The sequence below is a fragment of the Marinicella rhabdoformis genome (assembly GCF_009671245.1).
Classification (GTDB): Bacteria; Pseudomonadota; Gammaproteobacteria; order Xanthomonadales; family Marinicellaceae; genus Marinicella; species Marinicella rhabdoformis.
On the sequence record NZ_VTFS01000001.1, the window covers coordinates 678,850 to 702,188 of the forward strand.

Consider the following 23,339-nt stretch of genomic DNA (forward strand, 5'->3'; position numbering starts at 1 on the left):
AAAAATGCATAAACTTTTAGCTGCTTGTTTATTGCTAGTGTTTAGCTGTTTTACCTATGCCAGTCAACTCTCAGTCAATCACAGCCATACCGAGCAACTTCTTCTCGACGAAGAAGTTGCTGGCATAGCTGGTAGCAACGATCAATTTGGGATTAGCATTTCTGCTAATCAAAATTTTGCGGCCGTCGGGGCGAGTAAAGCAAAATACATGGGAGTGGTATATTTTTATGAATACATCAATAATAGCTGGCAACTACACTCCATTATAGAAGCACCAGATGCCACACCCGGAAGCTATTTTGGCTACTCAGTAAAACTGACCGATGAAATGCTTTTTGTTGGAGCATATCATGATGATACATTAACAGTTTCAGGTTCAGTCTATATTTATAAAATGCTAGAAGGTAATTGGCAATTTATTCAAAAGATTAAAGCCCCAACTCCAGCCTATGAGTCTCACTTTGGAATCAGTCTTGAAGCTTACAGTGACTACCTGTTCATCGGTGCGCCGTGGGAAAACAGTTTTAGTGCTCCCAAAAATGATTTAGGTGCCACCTATATCTATAAACTAGAAAACAACCTATTTACTCTGAACCAAACGCTTCAGCCCGATTTTTTAGAGTGGGAGAGTGAATTTGGGTCTAATATTCATGCAAGTAACGACCAAGTATTTATCGCGGCAATTGGCCATAATGATGTGGGGTCTGTATTTGTATATGACTTAGTTAACGACCATTGGCAATATAATCAAAGTATAGCACCTGTAAATGTAGTTGGAGGGTCTTTTGGGTTGACTATAAAAAGCAACTCAGATCATTTAATCATTGGATCTCCATATACAAGATATGAAAGCTGGACAGGTAAAGTTTACTCATACCAAAAAGTCGAAAACACGTGGTTGTTAACTCAAGAACTTGTCAGCAATGATATTGAATCAGGTGCTTGGTTTGGAAGTGCTTTAGCCTTAAATGGCAATGACCTTATGATTGGGGCCAATCAAGACGATACTGGATACAGTCAAACAGGTTCAGTATACCATTATCAGTTCACAGATAACCAATGGCAAGAAAAAACCAAACTGACACCAGAATCGGACTGGAGTTTAGAAAGGTTTGGCACATCAATTTATTTTAATGACGAAAGCCTATTAATAGGAAGCTATAAAAAAAGTCATGTTGCTGGCCAATCAGGTGCTGTAGCTCATTTCGTCAAACAACCAAACGAGTGGTCTCAACAGAATTATTTAGACACCCCATTAGGCAATTCCTACGGATATTTTGGAGGCGCCTTAAGCCTTTATAACCAACAACTTTGCACCATGAGCAAAGTTGATAATGACAGCAACAGTGTCAAGTTAATTTGTTTTGAACAAATAAATGATTTTCAACAAACTTTTTCATTCACAATCACTGGAGACCTGGGAAATCATTATCTTAGACAGGATAAATTTTCAATAGCCCACAATGACCAACATCTGTTGCTTGGGGTCAAGACTGCAGATGCAGAAGAAGCATATGATGGTAGAGGCGTTGTGTTCTTTTTTGTTAACGAGAATAAGGAATGGACTTACCAAGGGTATTTCTATTCTGATGATGTCTCTGAAAAAGAATTTGGAAAGTCAATTTCAATAGAAAACAACCGAGCTGTTATCTCATCTGACAGAAACGCTTATTTGTATGACTTTCTCAATGGACAATGGCAAAAAAATCATGCTTTTGACAATTCTCCACATCACAACAACCAATTTGGCCAACAGGTTAAAATAGTTAACGATACCGTTGTTATTGCTGGCAGCCAATATAATACCCAATCTAACGAACTGAGTGATGAAATCATTTTTAGTTATCAATTCCTAGAAAACTCATGGCAATTAACCAATAGTGTTAGCCGTACAGACACACCAGCCTACCGATTACATTGTGCAAATACCTTTGATTTTGACGGTGTCACATTGGCTGTCTCCTGTCTTGCCGATTCCAATTCAAATGATGATGATCACCCCGGTGCTGTTTTGGTTTATAAGGAAGACATCAATAATGAATGGCAACTTAAAAAAACTTTATTGCCCAGTAAACAACATCCACGCCATCAGTTCGCTTTTTCAGTTAAGCTAACTCCTGATTTTATTTTTGTAGGAGCGCCCTCTAACTTAAAGCTAGATCAATATTATCCAGAATCTTCTGTAGAGATTTATGCAAACAATGAAGAACAGAGTTGGCCCAAACTTATGGGCTTGAATTCTGATCTAGTAAACCTTTACTCTACGTTCGGCTCTTCTATACAAGCAGAGGGCAATACTGTTTTTGTTGGTGCGCTTCGTGCAAAAAAACAAGGCACCTCTTCTGGGGCCATCATTCAAATAAACTTATTGGATTTAGACTTAATTTATTACTCTGGTTTTGAAACAAAATAAAAACAAAACTTCACAATCATCTTCTCAATATTATGAGCTCTGGCACTTCTACCATAAAACTACTTTCTATCACAACATATAGAATGGCAAGCCATCAATCAGGGACAGCTTAAGATGGATCTGTTGAAAACACAAAAAACCACAACAACAAACTAAAATTCATCCCCACGATCAAGTACCTGGATTCAGCAGCAGGTGCCAGAAACAGCATCACCAACACATTCAATACAATACACGCTGTTAAAGCCCTTGCCAAACCGCTGCTTTGCCACTTGCATTGGCCACCCTGTTTTTTCAGCAACAAAGGCACTGCCAGCATACCCAGCAACAGATAAAACCATGGTTTGCTGTAAAAACCCTTCACAGCGGCCTTTAACACTTGTTCAATTTTTACATTCGCTTGGCTGTCGTTCTTTGGGTATGTGCCATTGTATTTCGACATTGTATGGTTGTAGTACAAAGCCACAGGGCTGTCTTTTGATTCATTTATCCTGAGTAACTCCATCATCACACGCCAGCGGTGCTTTATGTAAGCTTGGCTGTGGTTGAATGGCAGTTGTAGCCAAGTTTGTCGCAAAGTTTGGTATTGTTCATCAGAATAAGGCAAGTCAATCCCCGTGTTGATACCCGCTTTGGTTCTAGAAAACAAAGGCACATTACTCCAAGGTTCAAATGCTTGAGTCAAATCTTCTACCGTCATGCTGGGGCCAGAAACGAAAGCAGGCAACAAGTTTTCATCGACTTCAATCGAAACAGCTGCCAGATCCCACAAAGCCATGGTTGGCCACAGGGTGATTTTCTTGGCCCCTGAAATTTGTGACATCAAGGCATTGCTAACAAAAACCACAGCAATGAAAGCCATCGTCTTCACACCCGTTCTGACAATCAGGTATTTCCTGCTCGTGTCTAGACCATTTGAGGTTGGCCAAACAAAATAAAAAACCATCGGCCAAAGGTATAACACGGCTTCAAAGCGAAACGACATGGCCAAACCCAAACTGATTAATGCCATCACTTTTAATACTCGATTTGAACTTTGAATAGATTTTTGAAACAAACCCAATGACAGCATCAAAAAAGCCAATAAGGCGATGTCTTTCCAAACATGCGGTAGCAACATCACATTAACTGGTGCCAACATAACCACGACCACAGCCAATACTTTCTGCCACCACTTGATTCCAAGGGTATTGACAAACAAATGCACGCCCAATGAAAAAACAGAGAGCAGCAACAAAAACATACCAGCAGGCCCAGCTATCAGTGTGTGCGTGAGTTTCCACAAGCCCAAGAAAACAACAGGTTGAAATGTGGTCCACCCTCCTGACATCACTTGATCAAAATGAACCTTAGAGTCGAATGTCATATAGCCCGGATAATATGCCACCACATACAAACACCAAAGGGCAAACAGCACCAAACTCGGAGCCAACTGTTTCAGAAAGTTTCGCAAATTATAATCTGAGTTAACACAAACCGGCATGATACTTCACCAACCCATCCTCTTGCCATTCGTTTTCACACAAACCAGTGATTTTTTTAGTACAATGGCTAAGGTTAGTTAAAAAGTAAACTGTATGAAAGGATCGCATCAATACAAACCCATCTTCAACTGTGTGAGCTTGTTGTGCTTGCTCATGACTTCACATTCAATGGCAGCTGATACCTGTCCAGCCAATGATCTGTTTCCCGACGCCCTGTTTCCAGAAGTCACTTTTGAAACATCTAAGGGTAATATAGTGGTGGAGCTGGACCGACAAAAAGCACCGGCCACAGTCAATCATTTTCTCTACCACTTGAACAATAAAGCGCTTGATGACAACTTGGTTCACCGTGTGGTCAAAGATTATGTGATTCAAACAGCCGCCTTCAAAAGCGATGGGTCGGAAGTCAAATCATGTGGATTGGTCATGAATGAATCTGGTAATGGCCTAAAAAACAACCGTGGCACCATTGCGATGGCTCGCTACAACGACCCCCATTCTGCCAGCACCAGTTTTTACTTTAATATGAATGACAACAACAACCTGGATCCCAATCCCAAAGGTTGGGGCTATACGGTTTTTGGCTTGGTTATTGAGGGCATGGATGTATTAGAACAAATCAATAACGAACCGGTTGAATACAATTCGAAACTGGACGCCCCCAATGTGCCAGTGGTTCCTATCATCATCAAAAAGGTGACATTAAATCATGAGTGAATTGATACGATTTGAAAAAAAGGATGATGTCTGTGACATCTTTGTTTCTGGTGAGGTGGATTTATCAAATTCGGCTGAATTAAGAAAAACCATATTAGGCGCACTCAAAGGTGCACATGTAGTTACAGTTAATTTGTCAGAAGTCTCTTATATAGATTCTTCAGGTATCGCCGCGTTGGTGGAAGGGCTACAACAAGCCAACAGCAATGACAAAAAATTCAGCTTGTCTCACCCCAGCAACCAAGTCAAGTCTATTCTTGAGTTGGCCCGTTTAGATCAGGTGTTTACCATTAAATAAGATGATCATTCAGCAAATTGAAAAAATCGGTATGGCCAGCGCCCAAGCAATTGAAAAGTTTGGCTTTGCTGTGCGATTGTTTTGGGACAGTTTTTATTGGCTGATTGTTGGCAGACGATATAAGCAAAAAGTTCACTTTCATCAGATAGTTGAACAAGTGAGGGTCAATGGCTTCGATGCCTTGCCGATTGTTTTGGCCTTGTCTTTTGTGGTTGGTATGATGTTGTCTATTCAACTGCTTTATGCCTTATCAGATTTTGGTGCAGAATCTGAAGTGTTGCGTGCCATCGCCAAATCAGTGACCCGCGAATTTGCACCCTTAATCACTGGCGTGATTGTTGCTGGCCGTTCCGGTGCGGCGATTGCGGCTCGCATTGGTTCACAGGTTGTATCACAAGAAATTGATGCACTGCGCGTTATGGGTATTGTGCCTGTTCGCTATTTGGTATTACCCCCTTTATTAGGCTTGATGATTTCTATGCCATTGTTGGTAATATGCTCAGATTTTATGTCCATAGTCGGTGGTGCGGTATTCAGTATTGGCACCTTAGACATGTCATTGATGGCTTACCTCCATGACTCTTTGAACATTTTGGTGGTCAATGATGTGATGCAGGGTTTGATCAAAAGCGTGGCTTTTGGCATCATCATTGCTTTGGTAGGAGCAACCACTGGTTTTCACGTCAAAGGTGGTGCTGAAGGTGTGGGTAAAGCCACCACTTCTGCAGTGGTGATTTCTATTTCATTTATTGTACTGGTTGATATGATCGCCAGTTACTTTTTGACTCAATAAACATGAATCCTACAACCACAAAAGAGACTGAAACCGTCATCAAAGTTGAAAACTTAGTGACACACTATGGCGCCCGAAAAATATTGGATGGTTTAGATTTAGATGTTAAAAAAGGTGAAATCAGGGTCATCATGGGCGGTTCAGGTTCTGGCAAAAGCACCCTGCTTTGGCACATATTGGGATTATATCAACCAACCCAAGGTCAGATAGAATTACTGGGTAAAGACATACAAAAAATCAGCTTCAATGAACAGTTGGCCTTAAAGCAAGACATTGGCGTGTCTTTTCAAAGCGGCGCCTTGTTTTCATCTATGAGTGTCGGAGAAAATGTTGCCCTCCCTTTAAGAGAGTTTACAGATTTAGACGAAAACACCATACGCATCATTTCAAGAATGAAATTGGAAGTGGTCAATTTGGGTGGTTTCCATAAATTATTGCCTTCACAATTATCCGGTGGCATGATCAAAAGAGCGGCTTTGGCTCGTGCCATTGTTATGGACCCCAAGTTGCTGTTTTTTGATGAACCTTCAGCAGGTCTAGATCCAGTTGTGTCTTCCGAAATTGACGACCTTATTCTGTCATTACGGGACACCATGGGCATGAGTATGGTTGTGGTGACTCATGAGTTGGACTCGGCTTTTAAAATTGCGGATAAAATCACCGTATTGGATCAGGGTAAAAACCTCATTACTGGCACAGTTGAAGAAATTAAAAAGTCAGAAATTAAAAGAGTCAAAGATTTACTAGAGCGGCGTTCAAGACATGATGTATTGAAACCAGACGATTATTTAAAACGATTAACACAAGAAAATTACACACTATCATGAAACGAACAGTCAGCAATTATTTTTGGGTCGGGCTATTTACCCTCATTATTACCGTGCTTACCCTGATGGCAATGGTCAAAATGACTGGGAAATCCGGTGATGTAGAAGAATACCACAGCTATTACAACAATGTGACCGGCTTGAGTTTTGGTACACCTGTTTACTATGAAGGCTACCGCATAGGACAAGTTGAACACATCACACCAGAAGCCAAACCGTCTGGATTGATGTTTAAAGTCAGTTATACCATTCAACAAGGTTGGCAAATACGCACCGATGCCAACGCCCAAATTCAATCAGCAGGACTACTGGCTGATATGTCTATCAACATCAATGCAGGTAAAGAAAGCAGCTTCTTTAAACCTGGTGATATTATTCCTGGTCGCATGCCCGAAGATTTGTTTGCTCAGTTAGGTGAGGTTTCGGAAGACATCACCGACATCACAGAAGATCAAATCAAGCCCATGCTCGACATGTTGAACACCCGACTTGACAGCATCACCAAGCAGGTAGATGACGGTTTGCCTGAAATCATGCAAAACATTAAAGACACAACTGCCAATTTGAATCAAGTTGCCCAATCGGCTAAACAAGTTTTAAACCAAGAAAACACAAAAAACATCAGCTTGGTTCTAGAAAACATGAATCAACTTTCTGACAACATGAAAGCAAGCCTGGAGGCATTAGACAAGAGCATGAATAACATCGATGCTTTGATAACAGATGCGCGCGGACTTGTAACGGATGATGACTCCATTGTTGCTGGCATGCTGGCCACTTTGAACAGAACCTCAACAGATGCATCTCATCAATTAAATACCATCCTCAATGAAATTGAAAGCGCTTCAATGAACCTCAATGAAGTAACTAATTCAGTGCGTAAAAATCCCGCCACCCTGATATTTTCAAAAGAGCAAGGAGACGATGACTTATGAAATTAACTTATTTATTGATTTTATTAACCACCCTTTCCGCATGCAGCTCTAAACCCGCAGCAATCAAAAAATATTACCGCATTGAACTGCCTGTGCACGCAAACACTGCAAACACCCACCCATATACATTGTGGATAAAAAGACCGGAAGCTTACAGCATATTAGGCAACAGACCCATGGTGGCAACAGACAATGAGGGTGCACTACAACAATTGTCACACCACACATGGATTGAGTCACCAAAAATTTTAATCCAAGAACAATTACAAAAACACTTATCGAACCAATGGCAAACGGTCACCACAAACAGACCCTCAGACTCAGATTATTACCAGTTACACAGCAGCATAAAAGCTTTTGAAAAGGATGATAATCAAGCCCATGTACACATGACATTTAAATTATTTGCACCTGATTTGTCACTGCTTAAAACATTAGATTTATCCAGTATGCAAACCCTCAATGGTGATGGTTACGCGGCCTTTGCCTCTGCCATCAATGCCGCCATATCTGAAATTTTCAATCAGTTAGAGTTCACTTTATGACCTTAATACTCACCCCTGATTTACAAAAACACTTGGGTATACTACCGCTACAATTAAAAGCATCCAGGCATGACAAGCATGCACCTGTTGCAAAAAAAAATGATGTCAACACACCTGTAATACCAGCAGCCCAACAGAGCAAGCCAGCCGTTACAGAGTCCGCCATGCCAAAACCTGCCATGCCAAAGCCGACACTTGAAAAAAATGAATTCAGGCTGTTAGTAAAAATATTACAAGCCATTGGCCATGAATGCGTGTTTAATCACATCACCTATAAAGGTAAGGCTGTACATTATGCACACCCGAAGAAAACTTTGATTTTCGATGACATCACTGTCAAAGACGATGCCGATAAAATGCATTTATCCAGCTTACAAGACATGAATGACCAGCCTCAATTAAAACGTGCCGTTTGGGAAAAATTAAAAACACTGTCATGAATTCAAAATTATTGACACTTTCAGGCATAGGCTGCTTACTCAGCTTATCAGCTTGGTCACAAGAAGAAGACCCCGCATTGATGTTCAATGAAGTCGATTACAGGCTTTATTGGAATGCCAATTTAGGTGTGGTTGTCCCTGATGATGACATCCGATTGAATGAAGCACAGGTGATTGACCTCCGAGTAGGTAAACATTTTACTGAAAATTGGGCATTAGAATTTGAAGTGATGCGTGATGAATATGATTTTGATATTGATTATGACCTCAAGCATTACGCCACAGGTGTAAATTTCATGTACACCAATCATGACCCCCTATGGAAACCTTACTTCCTCGTCGGATTGGGCGCTATATATTCCGATTCTCGCTTCCCAGACTCTGTCCAAAGTACTGACATGATAGTAAACCTTGCCGTTGGTGGTTCTTGGTATTTCGCAGGCAATGGCGTCCGCATCAGGGCAGAGGCCCGTTCACGTCTTGATACCAATAACTCAGACTTACCCGGACAAGATGGCTTTGGAGATGGCCAATTCACCATAGGCATCATCGTACCGATTGGCGACTGAGGTATTTAGCACATTCAAATTGTCTCAGTTGTTTTGCTGATTTTGTTTAAGATAGTAGACTGATTTATTAAACAGCAAATTGATACTGAACAACCTGCCCCGTTCATTTGCATATGCAGTTATTTTCCTACAATTAAACAGCTTCAGTCAGAAACTGATTCTACTACCTCATTGTCATTCAGTATTGACACACCACTTCTCACTTACGGGTAAGCATGGCTGCGGGTATCCTGCCTCCGCTGAAGGCCTACATCCATTGTCTCCTCCGCTGCCGGCATCCTGCCTCCGCTCAGGGCCTACATCCATTGTCTCCTCCGCTGCCGGCATCCTGCCTCCGCTCAGGGCCTACATCCATGGTCTCCTCCGCTGCCGGCATCCTGCCTCCGCTGAGGGCCTACATCCATTGTCTCCTCCGCTGCCGGCATCCTGCCTCCGCTGAGGGCCTACATCCATGTAGGCCAAAAAAAAAGCACGACCCGAAGGCCGTGCTTTTTATTTCTTAGTTTTTCAGTACCGCTTAGGGAGCCGGTGCTTCAAAACCATTGGCAAAGATTAAGTCACTTGGACCATCAACTGTCAAAGTTACTGGAACAGCCACTCTGGTTTCATCTAAGTCATCACTGTCAATACACAAAGTAGCCTCATAAACACCTGGCATCATACCAGTTGAGTCTAAAGTTACTGTTACGTCAATATCACTGCCAGGTGACAATACACCAGATGATGTGTCAACACTTAACCAAGAAGCACCACATGATTTCAAAGTATGCGCATTGAACGCTAAGCCATCAAAATCGGTATCTCCAGTCAAATCAGAAATAATTAACCAATTAGGTGAGGCAGCTCCAAAGATACCCGTTGGATCAACCAATTTAGCAACGGTACCGCCAGGTGTACCTGTAAACCAATTCCAACGATTTGCGCCAGTAAAGTTCGCATAGCCAACCACCCAGTATGTCCCAGCGGTTAAATCAAGACTGCCTCCTAAAGCATCTGCTAAGTTAACATATACAGAACCCAGACCATCTGAAAGATTTAAACGATAATCTCCAACTGATAAAGTAACGCTTGCAATCTCAGTACCACCACCATCTTCTGGATGACCTGCAGGAGCACCAGCGGCATCTGGATAAATCAACACTGAAAATGATGAAATTTCGTCTGCTAAATTGGTACCATTTGTGAAACCGTCAAAGAAGAATCCATCAATAGTTGTATCAGCTGCTAAGGTAAAATCATCAGCTGAATATGCGCCACCATTAGTCACACCATCATCGAAGTAATCACTGACAATACCATTACCTAAACCTGTTTGCAGTTGTTCTAACAACACTTGATCGACTTCACCAGTTTTACCAGTATCATTAACCATCCAATTCAAATCTGCTCCAGCCGAGTCTAAATTGGCGATATTAAGGGTTAAATCAGTGGTCATGTCTGCATCAATGGTCGCAGCCAATGAAGTTGGTGTTACATCAATTTCAGGTGCATTGGGGAAGCCAATGATCACAGCAGGCATATGTAGTGCTGGAACTGATGGGGCGGCACCTTCTGAAATATTCAACGTGGCAGTATCGATTGTACCACCTATACCGTTTCCATCATCAAAAGCGTCTCCACCACAAATTTGCCAAGTACCATTAATGGTGCCAGTTAAAATGGATGAAAAGTCTGCAACCGATGCAGTTTCTTCATCAGGGTTTGGATAGTATTCACATAAGCCATCATCTTGACAAATAACGCCACCTCCGGCTCCCATAGCTTCAGCATCGGTTGCTCCGCCGTCAACAAAAGTTACTGGAGATGTTCCAGCTAAGTCTGACGAGGTACCAAATGAACTTGCTGGGAAAGCTGGACGTGAAAACAGCGCCAACTCATCGCCATCAGGATTGATTAATTTAGCAGTCATGTCTCCAACCCAAGTATGAGAGGCACCCAGTTCTACATTCGCGCTTAATGAACTCGAAGTTATGCCAGAAACCACCACATCTTCACATGACATGGCAGCATTACCATCTCCAAAAACATATCCACCATCAGTAATATCAATAGAATTAGCAATACTGAAAGGATTAGGAGCACCAAATGAAGACTGTTCAGCAATCATCAACTCACCAAATGAAGTTGCACCTGGTGGTAAAGCCGCGCCATTCACTTCAATATCCAATGTAACAGTTTCACCTGGATTGACAGTGAATTGAGCAGGATTAACAGTACCAGGAATATCAACCAAAGACGCATTGTAAGTCACAGGAGCAGAAGCCACACTTCTCAAACTTCTTTCAAAACTACATGTATCAATACAATTGAAATTAGTTAAATTAGGTGCATTGATGGTTTTTGGATCACCAAAATTATCAGGATCTGCTAGCAACATATTGAATGCTGACTCATGCATTACCAAGCCAGTTGAAGACGCCACATCTACTTGAATTCTACCCGCGCCATCATCAAAATGATCCGTTGGTGTTATGCCATCTTCTTTGGTGTTGCCCGCTTTTTTAGCCGTCATCATCAATGCTGACTTGACTTCCATAGGTGTCCAAGTAGGTTGCAACTGTCTCAACAATGCAGCCGAACCGGCCACATGTGGCGAAGCCATAGATGTACCGGAAATGGCTGCAAATTCTGCACCGCCATCTACGGCTACTGTGTCATCATCGTATGCCGCTAATATGCTTACACCTGGAGCTGAAACGTCTGGCTTGTTATATTCGAAACCACTGGGGCCACGTGAACTGAAACCAGCCATGACATCTGCCTGACCATCATATAAAACTGTCGCTGTATTAATAACGATTGGCAATGTGCCGCCCGCCATTTCAGTAACAGCAGCTTCTGCTAAACTTTTAGGAATCGTCATTGAAGGAACTGTTGTCGCTCCCATGCCACCCATAAAAAAGTTTGTGTCAGTATTACTCATCACAACAACTGCAATCGCTCCGGCATCTGTCGCATGAACAACTTTTTGTGCAAAAGGGCATGTAAAAATATCTACAAAAGCCACTTCTCCATCAAATGCATCAGCTGCCCATGGATTACATCCATCTCTGTTGGTTGGGTCAACATCTTCGCCCCACCTCAATTCACCAGTGATTTGAGAAGTGACTCCAGGGCCATCAGCACTAGACAAATAACCGATATCTTGCAATGCGGGTGTCGCACCAATATTTAACAAAGATTCAACTCTTCTGTCATGAGTGGTTGCACCAACTGATGTAGTCCATGGCTCAACATGTCCCAAAGTGCCTGCACCTGGACCTGAGTTACCTGCCGAAGTTGCAACAAAAATACCGGCTTCAGTGGCGTTAACAAATGCCCGAGAAACTGGATCTTCCCAAGGAGAGGAACCACCACCGATAGAAAAGTTAATGACATCAACCATACCATCTGCAATGGCTTGATCTACAGACATCATTGAGGAGATACCTGGACACAAACCACGACCTTGATCATCTTCATAGCAAACATCAAATATCACATTCGTGGCATGAGGCGCCACACCACTAACTGGAACAGTGACGCCATTAAAGTCACCATCAGTTTGATTACCACCTGATGTAGATGATGTATGTGAACCATGTCCATTTTCATCTTCAGGTCCAGGAATTTCAGTCGCACCCGCAGGTTCCAAGCCATTAACAAAATCATAGCCGCCGATTAATTTGTCATTACAGGTGTAGTTTGCAAGATACTGATCTGTGTTGCCCGCATCACAAACACCCAAATAATTGCCTGAGCCTAATGGGTTGTTGTGAACATAACCATCTCCACCCATAGCATCGAAGGAGGGGTGATCAAAGTTTGTCCCTGAATCCAGGGTACCAATAACCATACCTTCCCCCATTGCAGCTCCTGCAGCTGGGGCGTCTCCAAGCCAAACATTATCTGCACCGATAATTCTTGGGCCTGCATCAGTATCAAGCTCATAGTCTTTATCAGCTCTGATGTCTGCCACTTGATTCAATTGTTTTACACTACTGACCTCTGAAGGATCCAAGTAAACAGCCATACCATTAAATGCATATTGCAACTGATAAACAGGTGTCACTGTTCTTCCTAAAACAGAAGACAATTGACTGGCAAATAAATCTTGCTGACTTTTTAAATGGGAAACATAATTTCTCGCCTCAGCACCATTAACATCTATTTTACCGTTAGCCTGCCTAACCGGAGCAGCAAACGCTCCAGTACCCTTATACAAAGCCAAGGCAGGTTCTTTGAACCTTAAAATGTAACGATATTGACCCTGGCTATTTGCCGGAGCCATATCATGTGATGTGTAAATGTTGGCAGCGAGCTGGCTGGCTGGCCCTACATTTTCAGGAATTTGATTATAAACCTGGCCCGCCGATGCTGCACCAGCTGCAAACACAGTTGCAAATAGTGCTGACGTTAACACAGGATTGAATTTATTTTTTGACATAAGTGTCCTCTCCTATCTTTATTGATGATTGATACACACGGTGTGTACTGAAATTTAAGCGCGTGGGATTGTTATTTTACTACCGCGTTAAACCCATTCATCTTACACATAACATTTTCTAATATCAAATATTATGTTTGAATAAAAAGTATTGACTATGTCACAGAAAAGGGAGAAGCCAACCTGATGATTTTTTATAGCTCTCCCACTCAGGGAAACGACTTAAGCTGCGCTCTTTGGCAATCATATTAGGAAAAAAAACCAGCAACCAAATCGATGTGACAATTAAAAAAGCCAGCCAGTGCCAAACTAACAAGGCAAAACTACCATAAATCATCATTTCACCTAAATAATTGGGATGCCGGACATACCTGTGAATACCATCCTTAATCAAACCTTGCTGGATCCTTAATGTGTAAAACTTCTGCGCATCCGCAATCACCATGACCACACAGCCAATCAAGCACAGAATGGTACACATAAATAGCCACAAAGAACCGTCAAGTGGGTAGTTAGGAGCAGCAGGTCTGGAAATCAGTAACCAGGCCATGACCCAATACCAAAACAGCACACCAAAAAATGACATAACACCGCCTGCAAATGTGATTTTTTGCTGCCATGCCTTATCTGGAAAGCACAGGTCTTTAATCAACCAGACCAGGCCATAACCACCATGTAAGGCGAGGTATAGCCAACTTTCAATTCTGAAATTTTGATAGAAGTACATCAAAGCCAACACAAAAAATAATGTGCCGGCTTTTTGAAAATTAATGATCCAAGCAAACTTCCATAACTTGGGACCACCCAATAAATCTTCTGTTAAATATTGAGTTAACGCCCTCAGTTTAAGAAATGACTCAGAGAGATCCATCAGTATAGTTTTTGAAGCGCTTTGGCAGTGTAAGGCTTCATTTCGCTGAATGCACCTTGTTGCCACTTGCCAACCCATTCCGGATCATGCAAGACTGATCGTCCGACAGCCACAAAGTCATAAACACATGACTCAATGTTTTTTTCCAGTTGCGCTAATTTATCTGTTGATACCTTTGAGCCTTGCGCAATGTCACGTGACTTTTCATCAACAAAGCTGTCATCTAAACCCACGCTACCAACTGTTATACATGGTTTACCTGATAGCTTTTGCGTCCAAGCAGCCAAATTAAGGTCTGAACCTTCAAACTCAGGTTCCCAGAATCGACGAGAAGAACAATGAAACACATCCACCCCAGCATCAACTAACGGCGCTAAAAATGCTGCCAAAGACTCTGGTGTTTCTGCCAATTTAATTTCATAATTTTGTAGTTTCCATTGAGAAAACCTCAATATCACAGGAAAATCTTCGCCCGCTTCGGCTTTTATCCTCTTAACTATTTCACAGGCAAACCTCGTTCTGCCTAAGACATCGCCACCATACTGATCATCGCGTGTATTTGTGCCTTGCCAAAAAAATTGGTCAATCAAATAGCCGTGAGCGCCATGCAGCTCAACACCATCAAAACCAATGGATTTTGCATCTATAGCAGCTTGAACAAAGGCGTCTTGTGTTCTTTTGATGTCTGCTAAAGTCATTGCCACCCCATGCGGCTTCCCTGGGCCTAACAAACCAGAAGGGCTGTATGCTGGAACACTTTCATCTGGTTGAAGACATTGTTTTCTGACGGCGCCAACATGCCACAATTGAGGCATAATCTTTCCACCCACTTCATGTACAGCATCAACCACTTTTTTCCAACCAGCCAACGCTGCTTCACCTGCAATAAAAGGAACATCTGGATATCCATTGGCCTCAGGCACACCTACACAAGTACCTTCTGTAATGATCAATCCAACACCATTTTCAGCACGCCTGCGGTAATAAGCAATCGCATCTTCTGTAACAGTATGCCCTGGTGAAAAACTTCGTGTCATCGGTGCCATTACGACCCTGTTTTTAATTTTGAGGTTTAGAATTTGACTGGGTTGCCAGACCCTTTTACTTTTTTCTGTGTTATGTTTCATTTTGTGGGCTTCCTGAATTTATAAGAGGTACCGGCATTGTGTTTGCCTTTGTACCATATATTTTTTTGCTCTTCTAGTACCAACCCAGCAGCCTCAAATGCCAGATACCACTCGGGATTGTTTGATATTTTTTCTGACACCCACAGCAAGTCAGCGGCCCGCATTTGTGCCATCCATTGCTGTTGATAAAATTGTTTAACAGCCCGCTGCTGTGTTGCAATTTGATCCAATGATAATTGAGACAAACCACCTAATGCTTGATGAAATACTTGAAGTAATTGCATGGGTTTTTTGATGAGTGCTTGGTGAATGGCAGGCAATTGTTTTGTTAACTGTTTGTGAAAGTAGGCAGGCTGGAATCGCCCTTCACCAAATGATTTCAATACAGAGAAAACCTTTAATTTTTGTAATATATCAAACGCTTCCTTTTCAGATTTCATGGACTTTAATATATCCGTATCTGTAGCATGTGAAACAAAGACCAAACAACCACCTGGCTTTAATAATTGATATATTTGAGGTGCAATGATCGACGTTTCGCAATATTCCAACCCATATTGGCTGGTAATCATATCAACGGGCTGATCAATTTTTTCGTCAATCGCTTCCACCGCCGTTTCATCAAACACTGTTATGCCATCCAAATATGAAGACACCTCAGGAAATGCTTTCATAATGTCAGATTTTTCAATTCGTGCCAAATCAACTGCCATTAAATTGAGCTGTTTGTTAACTTGCACATTTAACTGACTGAACAACAAGGGCAGTGCTAAATTACCAGTACATACATCAACAACAGTTGCTGACTGTGGCAATTCATTCAAAGCGCCCCCCCAAAAATCTGCCAATTCACCATCATAATTCCGTTTGAAGTCTTGGGGCAAAGAGGTTAACGAACCCGTTTTCCAATAAGCCGACCAATGACTTTTTTGATCATCCATGGTCATATTCCAGTAACTTCGCTAATTCTGTTAAAGAATCACCATACTTTTTAAAGTGTTGATTAGCCGATTGGTACAACTTCTGAGTTACTTGACCTGCACTGGCCGTTCTTATGGACCTTTTGGTTTCATAAAATCTCAAGCAAGCCTCTTCGTAATCAAAACCCAGGAAGTCAAGTATTCTTATCGTTTCTGCCTTAATATCCGCAAGCACAGACTCATACTCTACTGAAATCACTTGTGTTGGAAATAAACTTTTCCATAAATCGGCCAATGATTCTTGAAACTTATAATAAGCAACCAATTCATGCAAATTGAAACTGTATTCATTACCTTTTTCAAAATTTTGTTTAAAAGCACTTAAACACACGTCCATTGCATTTCTTTTGCTGTGAATCACTTTAGCTTTCGGAAAAGCCATCAAAAAAGCACCTACATATAAAATATTTGCAGGGTTTTTGTCTGTAAAACACTTTGATTCATCCCACCAAAGCTTAGTTAACTGTTGATAGTTTTGTGACAGTTGTTCAAATACAATTTTCCCACCTGACGAAAACACACTGGGATAGCTTCGACCTATGTCTTTTTCTTGTTGTTCAATCCATTCACCTAAATATTCTAACTCTGATGCACCAGTAATTTTGCTGTGGGATGCCAGTATTTGTTCTATTAAAGTTGAACCAGACCTGGGCATTCCTGCTATTAATACCGGCAAACTTTCACACTCTTTTTGACATTGATTATCTTCAACGAACTCTGGTGTAAAAACAGCTTTGATGTCACATAATAATTTATCCCAATCTGTTTCCTGCTTTTTGAAGGAATTAAACTTTATCGCATTTCCTTGCTTCAAAGCATTGAACGACTCCTCATAATTACCATCATCTTCTAGGTATCTGGCTTTAGTAAAATACAAAGCTGACAATTTTTTATAGTCACTTGTTTTTTCAATCATTTGCTCAACTATCAACTTTTCTTCTTTAGAAAAGGTATAGGTTTTTAGGTTCGCTAAAGTCCAATATATTTCAGGTTGAAATGGGTTGATATCCAGCGCTTTTCTAAAGAATATTGTGGCTTGTTCAATATCACCATTATTTTTTAATAGCATGGCAAGGTTTACTAGACTCTCCATGTGCCTCGGTTCAATGGCTAGAGTTTTTCTGTGTTGGCGTTCTGCCAAAGTCCAATCTTTCAAGGCAGTGGCCACATGAGCTAACTGGTTGTTTGATTCAATGTCATCTGGTTTAATTTCGATTGCTTTTTTCAAAACTGATGCCGCTTTATTATGTTTCTTATTAGCATAATAAATAAAAGCCAAATTTGACATGGCATTTACATAATCTGGCTTCATGTTTAGTGCCTTTTTAAAACACTTTTCCGCTAACAACAAACGCCTTTGATGCAGATGAACAATTCCTTCTAAACGTACATACTCTTCTGATTTAGGTTGTTTTTTTTGCCACCCTTTAACTTTTTTTAATGCTTTTTGATATTTTTTTTGAGCCAGTAACTGATCCACTTCGATTTGAATAGATTGCATCAAACGGTCTCCAACTTATTATCAACAAATTCTGATGTTGATTTTGGTCTGGCCACATCTGAGTGTAGTTCCCAAAAATACTGATGCGAGTCATATTGCATATAGTTCATATCAATGGCCACCATATTATTCGGGTCTGACACATGAAATCTCGAAGGTGGATAGTGATCTAATGGTTTTTCAGCGTGATCAGTATTTTGAGTTTTGGCCGTAAAATAAGCTGTAAAATCGTGTGCAATATTCCTTTCAACAGGATACCTTATGGTGTCATCTGGCATACTGACTTCAGAAACTGTAAAAACAGTTTCAAACCCTGAGTCCATTTCAATACCATAAGTAGCCGTAATGTACTCACCAATTTGAGCGTAAAAATTATGCCAACCACCCGGCATACACTTGTCATTGATAAAATAACGAACAGCCCAAGTTATTTTGTTATATTGACCTGGATTGCCATTAACGAACTTAAGCAAGTCACTGATAAAGTCAACAGCACGAATACCATGTTCCCATTGCAAATAACGAATTACATACCTCAACAACCCATAACCATCTGCAATGGTATACATATGATACATTCCCTTCATCCAATGAAGGTCTTGTTCAGTATAGGAAAAAGAAGCAATCAAAAAATCATTTTTGTCGGTTTTAATTTGATATTTTTCTATATATTCAGGATCTGCCATTGGGCTGTTTGGAAGTAGCTGAGTTGGATAAGCTTTAACCGATACATCCATATCAATATACCGCTGTAAGTCTTTATTAAAGGCCTCAACAGTAATACCAGGCAAACCAAGCATCAAGTCTGTAGACAAGGGAAGTTTCAAATCATAAAACACTTTAGTTAATTCATCGTACTTTTCAGTTTTAATGTTTTTTCTGTTAATGACCTCTAGGGTTTTATCATCTGTTGTTTGAATTGAAATAATCCCTTGGCTTATGATACCTCCTGCAGTAAATATTTTTATGATTTCAACCAACCGCCAAGTCGAGTTTTTAGTGTAATTAACAACCACTTCCTGTGGATATCCTGTTTTGGCTTTGGTGTCCACTATGTGTTGAGATAGCTCAATATCTCTGTCATATAAACCATAATTGGCATCAGCAATCCACAATACACGAACTTTATTTTTAGCTATCCAATCAATTTCCTGTTTAACTCGTTCTAAATCGAATTTCCTGACTTTTTGATTAGTGGCGGAGCCCCAGTCACAGAATGTACAGCCAAAAGGGCAACCTCTATTCGATTCAATAATGGCAGCATCAACCTCTGCGCCATACCCAGCAAAATAACCTGATAAGTAGGGTGACGGTGCAAAATCGGGTTGTGCCGTTCTTTTTCTAGCTGATGTCCTTTTGACATGATGTGGGTTTAATAAACTCCTGTAAGTGATTCCAGACACTTCAAACAAATCTGTTTCATCATAGCTGGTTTTTCCATGTTCATTTTTATATATTTTATCTAATATTTCAATAATGGCTACTTCACCTTCACCATGGACTGAAATATCTACACTGGTGAATTGTGCCATAAAATCTTGACTTGCCTGTGCATATTCAGGCGTACTGGGTCCACCGTGAATAGTCAAATTTCGTGAGTCTTGTTTCTTAATTGCTTCAGATATTTGCATGTTAATGTCTAAAGACCACATGTAATTAGAAAACAACCACACACCTTGTCTAAACTTTCGGTAAGGTCCATTTAAAAACTCATTTGGTTTCATATAGCATATGGGTACCAGTTGAAATTTTTCAGTCAAAGACCCGCCATTATGATTTTCTAGAGCTGAAAACAAAACACCCAACGCCAATGGGTAATGGTTTTTCATGTGAGGGACAAAATATACAGGTATGCGTTCATCAGGTTGGATCGTTTTCCAGCCTTGATCTGATGATAATGCAATACCTGGTAACTTTTCAGAGATGCTGTTTTCAGTCAATTCACACGCTTTTTTCTTTAACGGTATTAACAATCCTTGACCAACAAAACCTGAGACCAATCCTTGCAATTCATCTATAGAATACATAGAAGCAAAATATGATGTGAATTTATCAGAAAATCCATTAATAATATATTGAGATAAAATTTCAATATGATTTGAATTTAATAATACCCAACAACGTTTATTGGCATTCCAATATAGCCATTTTCCACGGTAATGTTGGAGTGAAAAGTTCATTGAAACCCCAAAAACACCTGTAATAGGCCTTTGACTTGGTTCGAAATTAACCAAAGTCAATTCATCATCATTTATATGATCGTCACCAATTAACAAAATTTGATTTTGTAAAAGCGTTAACACCCTTTGCTCAACATGTTGAGCGCTTAACTTAGGATGTAGAGACTTAACCAATGTGTCATTCATAACAGACTGACATGTTATCGATGTATCTGATGACAAATTATTAATTATGTATAAATCTAAAGAAATTAATGCAAATGCAGGTCCCTGACCTGATATTTGGCTGGCCAGCATCTGGCCCTTTCTAAAAATAATATTGTACTTTCGATTAAATTCCAAAATGTTCACACCATTAGACATGCATACATTATAAATGATTTAACACAAAAATCAGACAATAAAAAAGGCGTACCGAAGTACGCCTTTTTTTAATTCAAATACTTAAACTTTGTTTAGAAAGTTTGAGTGTATCTGAAGTAGGTAGTGCGACCGAAACCATCATATAAGAAGAAGTCATAGTCACGTGAACCTACAGCACCTAAACCAATAGGAGGCAGTTTTTCACCAACATTTCTAGCACCTAAAGTGAATTTACCATTCCAAGGAGCATGGTAGTTCAATTGAACATCATGCGTTACCCAAGTAGGTACATTACCTGATTTAACCAAGTTGTCATTGTCATCACGTGTGACACTGTCATATTGGTTGCCAATCAAGTTCATGTTGTAAGCAAAGCTCCAATCACCGTAAGAGTACAAGTTAGAGATAACCATACGATCAGCAGGTGTACCTGGATCTTTAACATTGTTACGTCCACCATCAACTGAAACGTCTAACAAGTGAGATACCATTACATTGGTGCTCATGTTGCCGCCGAATAAGTCATAAGTGAAACGCATGTTTAAATCCAAACCTGAGTTATCCACTTCACCTTGGTTACCAAAACCGAAGTAAACTTCATCAATGGCACCAGAAGGTTTTCTAGCGATTGACAAGCCTGGAGGTAAAGGATCACCCGCTTCTTCTAATTGCAACAAGTAAGCTACAGAGAAAGCACGAATTCTGTTTTCAATGTTGATGTTGTAGTAATCTAAAGTTACGTTGAACCAATCAGTTGGCTCATAAGCCAAGCCAACAGAGTATTGTGAAGAAGTTTCAGACTCTAAACCAGGATTGGCAATTGAGTAAGAATCAACTTGTAAAATACAACCTGGTGCAGCACCCAAAGCAACACAACTTGGATCATCATTCACACTGGTAGCAGAGAATGATTCTTTTTGAGTCAATAAATCCATAGATGGCGCACGGAAACCTTCACCGTATGAAGCACGCAAAGTCAAGTTATCCAAAGGTTGGAAACGAACAGAAACTTTAGGAGAGAAATCATCACCGTAATCAGAGTAATCATCCCAACGACCAGCAACAGAAACTTCTAAGTTATCCAATACAGGCATTAAAGTTTCGAAGTATACAGATGTAATGTCACGAGTACCTGCAGCTGAATTACCAGCTGAGCCACCGATTTGACCGGCTTCTGACAATGAATCGTATTGATCAGAATATTTCTCATTACGTTGCTCAGCACCAATAAAGATTGAAGCAGGGCCGCCAGCCATATCGAACAAGTCGAAGGCTACAGAACCAAACACTTCATCTTGGTCATAACGACCAATTCGTGAAATAACAACTTTCATGCCGTTTAACACGTCTGGATCATTGTCGTATGGAGCCCACAAATCATAAGAACCGTTGTTGATGGCATCTTTAGCAGCAGAACGCAACAAGTAGTTACGACCGATGTCAGAAGTTCTGTTGTTAGCACGTGTAACACCAATTTCAACTTCAGCAGCACCAACCATACCAGTGAAACCCATTTGGAAATTAGTCAAACGGTTAGTCACGGTGCTGTCACGATTACCCAAGGCATCAAATCTGTGGTAAACAGCGATGGCTTGTTGTGGAACACCTAATTCTGGCGCATAGTGCGTAGAGTTAGGGTTTGTAGGATTGTTGTTGCTGTCTGGACCAACGTATGCCCAATCTGGAACAGGTGCATAACGGCCAAACGATTCTGTTTCAGAAACAGAGATATTAGACCACAACTGCCAGTTGTCATTGATGTCGTAAGACGCTTTAGCATAGAAAGATTGGTTGTCAGTTGACGCTTCATCAGCTGAAACTGATGCAAAGTCAAAACTACAGTTAACCAAACCGCTCGCTAAAGGCAATTCATAGTATGCACCAGGTTGGTCACAAGCACCACCAGGTAGAGATTGGAATGGAATGTCATAAGTTCCTTGATCATTCAAGAACCAGCTTTCCATGTTGTTACCATAAGAAGTAACACCTCTTTGATACCAAGGGAAGTCACGTGCAAATACGATTTCACGGCCATTCCAAGATACACCAGCGATCACACGTGAACGGTCACCAGCGGCACCGAATACGATAGAACCTTCTTCTCTTTCACCACCATTTTTAGGTACAGACACTTCTGCGCCACCCAACATGATTTCAGCACCTTCGTAATCTGTACGAGTTACGATGTTTACAACACCACCAATCGCATCAGAACCGTATACCGCAGAAGCACCGTCAGAAAGAATTTCAATTCTTTCAATGGCACCAGCAGGAATGGTGTTCAAATCTTGGTCACCACCTGTAGAAGGTGATTTAGGTAAACGACGACCATCAATCAAAACCAAAGTTCTTGAAGAACCTAAGCCTCTCAAGCTGATTGAAGATGTACCTTGCGCAGATGAACCAGACTGTGGTCTGAAAGAACCTGTGCTGTTAAAAGTTAAGCTACGTAAAAAGTCAGCAGCAGATGATTCACCTGACAACTCAATCTCTTCACGAGAAATTACAGTTACTGGCAATGCACCTTCAACGTCTGAACGTTTAATGCGCGAACCTGTAACAGTAATTTTACCTTGCTCTTCTACACTCTCGTCTTCCTGTGCCATTGCAACAGTACCGAAAGCAGAAGAAGCGATAAAACCTGTAAATAATGCTTTTTGTACAGCATCAGTAATAGGATTACGTTTCATTTTCATTTATATGTTCTCCAAATTGTTATCCATGAGTTAACTCTAAAAATTTATCTATATAGATTCCCTATCCGGCACATACTAACACTTTAATTTATTAAAAAAAAGCTTCAATTCATCTTTTTTCACAGTTTCTTAACATTTCTTAACACAATTCTAACGCCGAAATTCAAGCACGTC

General features: G+C 40.7%; 17 protein-coding genes. 9 read left to right on the forward strand and 8 right to left on the reverse strand.

The window, feature by feature from the left end:
* The first annotated feature begins 4 nt into the window (after positions 1-4).
* On the forward strand, positions 5-2,413 hold the full coding sequence (locus FET73_RS02980; RefSeq protein WP_154222420.1) for an FG-GAP repeat protein: 2,409 nt from the start codon (positions 5-7) through the stop codon (positions 2,411-2,413).
* Positions 2,414-2,522: 109 nt separating this feature from the next.
* On the opposite strand, the gene FET73_RS02985 is transcribed toward FET73_RS02980, so the two are convergent.
* The gene (locus tag FET73_RS02985; RefSeq protein WP_154222421.1) at positions 2,523-3,896 is read right to left on the reverse strand and encodes a hypothetical protein; all 1,374 of its coding nucleotides are present in this window, start codon (positions 3,894-3,896) and stop codon (positions 2,523-2,525) included.
* Between the two features lie 154 nt (positions 3,897-4,050).
* Between FET73_RS02985 and FET73_RS02990 the strand changes: the two genes are divergently transcribed.
* The 8 genes from FET73_RS02990 to FET73_RS03025 all read left to right on the forward strand — a co-directional run bounded on the left by FET73_RS02990 (position 4,051) and on the right by FET73_RS03025 (position 9,021).
* Positions 4,051-4,614 (forward strand): peptidylprolyl isomerase, encoded by a 564-nt coding sequence (locus FET73_RS02990; protein WP_154222422.1) that lies wholly within the window; start codon positions 4,051-4,053, stop codon positions 4,612-4,614.
* Positions 4,607-4,912, forward strand: a complete 306-nt coding sequence (locus tag FET73_RS02995) for an STAS domain-containing protein (RefSeq protein WP_154222423.1) — start codon at positions 4,607-4,609, stop codon at positions 4,910-4,912. Before FET73_RS02990 ends, FET73_RS02995 begins: the two co-directional genes overlap by 8 nt.
* Position 4,913: 1 nt before the next feature.
* A complete protein-coding gene (locus FET73_RS03000; protein ID WP_154222424.1) occupies positions 4,914-5,705 on the forward strand; it encodes an MlaE family ABC transporter permease in 792 nt (263 codons plus the stop codon).
* A gap of 2 nt (positions 5,706-5,707) precedes the next feature.
* A complete protein-coding gene (locus tag FET73_RS03005; protein ID WP_154222425.1) occupies positions 5,708-6,532 on the forward strand; it encodes an ABC transporter ATP-binding protein in 825 nt (274 codons plus the stop codon).
* A gap of 80 nt (positions 6,533-6,612) precedes the next feature.
* Complete coding sequence (locus FET73_RS03010; RefSeq protein WP_179952077.1) at positions 6,613-7,467, forward strand: MlaD family protein; 855 nt, start codon at positions 6,613-6,615, stop codon at positions 7,465-7,467.
* On the forward strand, positions 7,464-8,012 hold the full coding sequence (locus tag FET73_RS03015) for an ABC-type transport auxiliary lipoprotein family protein (RefSeq protein ID WP_154222427.1): 549 nt from the start codon (positions 7,464-7,466) through the stop codon (positions 8,010-8,012). The genes FET73_RS03010 and FET73_RS03015 overlap by 4 nt, the downstream gene beginning before the upstream one ends.
* A complete protein-coding gene (locus FET73_RS03020) occupies positions 8,009-8,452 on the forward strand; it encodes a hypothetical protein (RefSeq protein ID WP_154222428.1) in 444 nt (147 codons plus the stop codon). The genes FET73_RS03015 and FET73_RS03020 overlap by 4 nt, the downstream gene beginning before the upstream one ends.
* A complete protein-coding gene (locus tag FET73_RS03025) occupies positions 8,449-9,021 on the forward strand; it encodes an outer membrane beta-barrel protein (RefSeq protein ID WP_154222429.1) in 573 nt (190 codons plus the stop codon). The genes FET73_RS03020 and FET73_RS03025 overlap by 4 nt, the downstream gene beginning before the upstream one ends.
* A gap of 517 nt (positions 9,022-9,538) precedes the next feature.
* Here the strand turns inward: FET73_RS03025 and FET73_RS03030 are convergent.
* From FET73_RS03030 to FET73_RS03060, 7 genes are all read right to left on the reverse strand, one after another.
* Positions 9,539-13,447 carry a S8 family serine peptidase gene (locus FET73_RS03030; protein ID WP_154222430.1) on the reverse strand — a complete coding sequence of 1,303 codons (3,909 nt, stop codon included), beginning with the start codon at positions 13,445-13,447 and terminating at the stop codon, positions 9,539-9,541.
* 160 nt (positions 13,448-13,607) lie between these two features.
* Positions 13,608-14,318 carry a methyltransferase family protein gene (locus tag FET73_RS03035; protein WP_179952078.1) on the reverse strand — a complete coding sequence of 237 codons (711 nt, stop codon included), beginning with the start codon at positions 14,316-14,318 and terminating at the stop codon, positions 13,608-13,610.
* The gene (locus tag FET73_RS03040) at positions 14,318-15,445 is read right to left on the reverse strand and encodes an NADH:flavin oxidoreductase (protein ID WP_154222432.1); all 1,128 of its coding nucleotides are present in this window, start codon (positions 15,443-15,445) and stop codon (positions 14,318-14,320) included. Before FET73_RS03040 ends, FET73_RS03035 begins: the two co-directional genes overlap by 1 nt.
* Positions 15,442-16,386, reverse strand: a complete 945-nt coding sequence (locus FET73_RS03045; RefSeq protein ID WP_154222433.1) for a hypothetical protein — start codon at positions 16,384-16,386, stop codon at positions 15,442-15,444. Before FET73_RS03045 ends, FET73_RS03040 begins: the two co-directional genes overlap by 4 nt.
* Positions 16,379-17,926, reverse strand: a complete 1,548-nt coding sequence (locus FET73_RS03050) for a tetratricopeptide repeat-containing sulfotransferase family protein (RefSeq protein WP_154222434.1) — start codon at positions 17,924-17,926, stop codon at positions 16,379-16,381. Before FET73_RS03050 ends, FET73_RS03045 begins: the two co-directional genes overlap by 8 nt.
* Positions 17,926-20,292 (reverse strand): B12-binding domain-containing radical SAM protein, encoded by a 2,367-nt coding sequence (locus FET73_RS03055; RefSeq protein WP_179952079.1) that lies wholly within the window; start codon positions 20,290-20,292, stop codon positions 17,926-17,928. The genes FET73_RS03050 and FET73_RS03055 overlap by 1 nt, the downstream gene beginning before the upstream one ends.
* Before the next feature lie 269 nt (positions 20,293-20,561).
* Complete coding sequence (locus tag FET73_RS03060; RefSeq protein WP_246172636.1) at positions 20,562-23,165, reverse strand: TonB-dependent receptor plug domain-containing protein; 2,604 nt, start codon at positions 23,163-23,165, stop codon at positions 20,562-20,564.
* Positions 23,166-23,339: the final 174 nt, after the last annotated feature.

What these genes read in the sequence shown, in the direction of transcription:
- FET73_RS03030 (WP_154222430.1), bottom strand. Translation starts at nt 13,447, where the DNA reads ATGTCAAAAAATAAATTCAATCCTGTGTTAACGTCAGCACTATTTGCA.
- FET73_RS03035 (WP_179952078.1), bottom strand. Translation starts at nt 14,318, where the DNA reads ATGGATCTCTCTGAGTCATTTCTTAAACTGAGGGCGTTAACTCAATAT.
- FET73_RS02980 (WP_154222420.1), top strand. Translation starts at nt 5, where the DNA reads ATGCATAAACTTTTAGCTGCTTGTTTATTGCTAGTGTTTAGCTGTTTT.
- FET73_RS03060 (WP_246172636.1), bottom strand. Translation starts at nt 23,165, where the DNA reads ATGAAAATGAAACGTAATCCTATTACTGATGCTGTACAAAAAGCATTA.
- FET73_RS02995 (WP_154222423.1), top strand. Translation starts at nt 4,607, where the DNA reads ATGAGTGAATTGATACGATTTGAAAAAAAGGATGATGTCTGTGACATC.
- FET73_RS03045 (WP_154222433.1), bottom strand. Translation starts at nt 16,386, where the DNA reads ATGGATGATCAAAAAAGTCATTGGTCGGCTTATTGGAAAACGGGTTCG.
- FET73_RS03020 (WP_154222428.1), top strand. Translation starts at nt 8,009, where the DNA reads ATGACCTTAATACTCACCCCTGATTTACAAAAACACTTGGGTATACTA.
- FET73_RS03010 (WP_179952077.1), top strand. Translation starts at nt 6,613, where the DNA reads ATGACTGGGAAATCCGGTGATGTAGAAGAATACCACAGCTATTACAAC.
- FET73_RS03040 (WP_154222432.1), bottom strand. Translation starts at nt 15,445, where the DNA reads ATGAAACATAACACAGAAAAAAGTAAAAGGGTCTGGCAACCCAGTCAA.
- FET73_RS03005 (WP_154222425.1), top strand. Translation starts at nt 5,708, where the DNA reads ATGAATCCTACAACCACAAAAGAGACTGAAACCGTCATCAAAGTTGAA.
- FET73_RS03050 (WP_154222434.1), bottom strand. Translation starts at nt 17,926, where the DNA reads ATGCAATCTATTCAAATCGAAGTGGATCAGTTACTGGCTCAAAAAAAA.
- FET73_RS03000 (WP_154222424.1), top strand. Translation starts at nt 4,914, where the DNA reads ATGATCATTCAGCAAATTGAAAAAATCGGTATGGCCAGCGCCCAAGCA.
- FET73_RS02985 (WP_154222421.1), bottom strand. Translation starts at nt 3,896, where the DNA reads ATGCCGGTTTGTGTTAACTCAGATTATAATTTGCGAAACTTTCTGAAA.
- FET73_RS02990 (WP_154222422.1), top strand. Translation starts at nt 4,051, where the DNA reads ATGACTTCACATTCAATGGCAGCTGATACCTGTCCAGCCAATGATCTG.
- FET73_RS03055 (WP_179952079.1), bottom strand. Translation starts at nt 20,292, where the DNA reads ATGAATGACACATTGGTTAAGTCTCTACATCCTAAGTTAAGCGCTCAA.
- FET73_RS03025 (WP_154222429.1), top strand. Translation starts at nt 8,449, where the DNA reads ATGAATTCAAAATTATTGACACTTTCAGGCATAGGCTGCTTACTCAGC.
- FET73_RS03015 (WP_154222427.1), top strand. Translation starts at nt 7,464, where the DNA reads ATGAAATTAACTTATTTATTGATTTTATTAACCACCCTTTCCGCATGC.